General features: G+C 58.0%; 1 protein-coding gene. It reads right to left on the reverse strand.

Annotation, left to right across the window (positions count from 1 at the left end):
• On the reverse strand, window positions 1-219 hold a 219-nt coding region (locus tag FDX22_RS21340; RefSeq protein WP_370317678.1), incomplete at both ends, for a molybdopterin-binding protein.

The raw sequence follows: 219 nt of genomic DNA on the forward strand, positions 1-219 counted from the left end.
ATCGTCACGAATAATCCCTAAGTTGATCACCTCGCAGCCCAACTGCTGCAGCATCAGATGTACGGTCAGACGGTTAGTATCATAAATCTGTCCGTCGCCCAGCGGCTGACCCGGCAGTTGCAGTTCATCACCGGTGGAGAACAACGCCACGCGGACTTTGCGCACGACGGGGACATCGGCAATACCGAGCGAAGCCAGCACGGGAAGCTCGGCGGTGGT

It is taken from the genome of Citrobacter sp. TBCS-14, from assembly GCF_005280805.1.
GTDB classification, from domain to species: domain Bacteria; phylum Pseudomonadota; class Gammaproteobacteria; order Enterobacterales; family Enterobacteriaceae; genus Citrobacter; species Citrobacter gillenii.